At 69.4% G+C, this 2,342-nt stretch carries 1 protein-coding gene; it reads right to left on the bottom strand.

All coding sequences use genetic code 11. The features are described from left to right. Positions 1-150: 150 nt before the first annotated feature. Positions 151-2,142, bottom strand: a complete 1,992-nt coding sequence (locus ACXJKH_RS18800; RefSeq protein ID WP_457321642.1) for a transglycosylase SLT domain-containing protein — start codon at positions 2,140-2,142, stop codon at positions 151-153. Between the last annotated feature and the right edge of the window lie 200 nt (positions 2,143-2,342).

Genomic DNA, 2,342 nt, shown 5'->3' with positions numbered 1-2,342 from the left:
AATCTTCGGGCATTGCGAGGAGCCGGCCAGCGGCCGGCACTACCGGGGTTTTCGGGCAGTGTCGGGAGCCGGCCAGCGGCCGGCACTACCGGGGTGTTCGGGCGGTCTGGGGAGCCGGCCAGCGGCCGGCGCTACCTTGGGCCGCGTTTCTCAGTCGCCGCCCTTGTCCGCGTTGGCCGCGCAGGCGAAGTTCTTGCGCTTGGCCTGCAGTCGGCCGTTCATGCGGTCGGTCACGGGCAGGGCGTTGCCGTTCAAGCGCCAGTCGTAGATCACGCTGAAGGCCAGGATGCGCGCGACGTACTCGCGGGTTTCCTTATAGCTGATGGTCTCGATCCAGATGTCCGGATCGAAGCCCGGGCGCTGGGTCTGCCAGCGTGCGGTCGGGGTCGGGCCGGCGTTGTAGGCGGCGATGGTGATGTAGGGCAGGCCTTCGTACTTGTTCATCAGCTGGCGCAGGTAGGCGGTGCCGATGGCGATGTTGGTGTCCGGGTCGTACAGGCTGGCCGCGCCGCCGTAGTTGGCCAGGCCGATCGACTTGGCCACGCTGGCGCCGGTGGCCGGCAGCACCTGCATCAGGCCCATGGCGTTGGCCGGCGAGCGCGCCTTCGGATTGAAGATGCTCTCGGCGCGGATCTCGGCCGCCACCCAGGCCGGGTCGATTGCATTGCGTGCCGATTCGCGGCGGATCGCATCATCGTGGTGCAGCGGGAAGCGCAGCGAATACAGGCGTTGCTCGTCCGGGGTCTTGCCGAGCGAGAACACCGCGCGGTCGAACCAACCGTTGTCGCGCGCCACTTCCACCGCGATGCGGCGCTGGGTGGTGTCGTAGCGGCTCAACGCGTCGTTCCATTCGGCCACGGCCCAGCCGGCGCGCTCGATCTTGAACAGCTCCATCGCGCGGATGATCGCTGGATCGCGCGCGACCGCTGCCTGCGCCTGCGCGCTGTCATTGGGTTCCCACGGGCACAGCGTGTAGGTGGACTGGCCGAGCTGGTCGGCAGCGAGGAAGCCGTGGAAAGTCGCCGCGCGGGCCGCGTCGCGATACAGCGGCTGGGCCTCGCCGCGCTTGCCAGTCTTCTCCAGCATGCGCGCCTCGAAATAGCGCCAGCGCGAATCGCTGCGCTGGGCCGGGCCCATCTTGCGGATCGCCGCCAGCGCCTGCGGCCAGTCGCCGCGCGACATGGCCTCGCGCGCGCGCCACTCGTGCAGGCGCTCGTCATAGGCCGAATCGGGCACGGCATTCAGGCGTCGCGCCGATTCGGGACCATACGAGGCCACCGTCCACAGCGCGACCTGGTACAGCACCTGGGCCTGCTGGCCGGCACTGAGCTGCAGCGCACTGGCGTACTGCGGCAGTTGCTGCTCGGTGGCGCCCGGGTCGGCCTTGGCCAGCTTGGCCAGGCCATCGGTGGCGATGCGCCGGCTGCGTTCGTTGCGCGGCCAGTTCAGCGCGCTGGCGTTGGGCTTGTCGACGAAGGCGGCATAGGTGTTGGCCAAGGCCAGGTCGGCGGCGGGCAGGCCGCGCGCGGCACTGCGCATCACCGCCGGTTGCTGTTCGTCTGCGGCTGCGTCGATCCGCGCCCAGCGCAGTTCGGCGCTCAGGCCGCCCTTGGCATCGAGTACCGCGAACACCGCATCGCAGGCATCGGGCAGCGACTTGCCGGTGCTGCGCCAGATCGCCTGGGCCTCGCTGGTCCACTGCGCATCGGCCTTGCCGGTGGCCTGGCGTGCGTTGAGCTGGGCGCAACGCAGGCCGACGTTGTCGGTCGGGACCCAGTTGGCCAGCAGGGTCGGCCAATCCTGGCGGCGCGCCACCGCCGGCAGCCACACGCTGCGGAAGCTGCTGGCCACGGCCTGGCCGCTGTAGCGCTTGAGGAAGTCCTGCGCCTGCGCGGTGCTGACGGTGTCGATGTTGCGGCGCAGGTTGGCGTACTCCAGCCAGCCGTACAGCGGATGCTTGCTCAATGCCGATGCCTGGGCAGGATYGAACTGGCCGCGCTCGGCATTGTCGATGGCGGCCTTGACCTGCGCGCGTTGCGCGTCGAGGTTCTGGGCGTCGGCCACCGGGCTGACGCCGGAACAGGCCAGCAGGACGGAGGCGCTGAGGAAATACAGGGGAAGTCGAGTCATGGCCGAGAGCATAACGGCGCACGGTGAAGGGCGGTGAGGGCAAGCCGACTCGATCATGAACGAGGGCCGCACAGGGCCATGAAGACCGGCCGCGCCCGGCGTAGTGTCGGCCATGGGGCAGCCCGCTCCTGGGAGAGACAGAGCATGGCATTCCGCGCAGCCGCTACGTCTGGACCACTGGCCGAGATCAACGTCACCCCGTTGGTCGATGT

The organism is Stenotrophomonas sp. P5_B8, assembly GCF_054049855.1.
The sequence above is the reverse complement of the archived record's forward strand: the minus strand, read 5'-3'. Positions and strand labels throughout refer to the sequence as shown.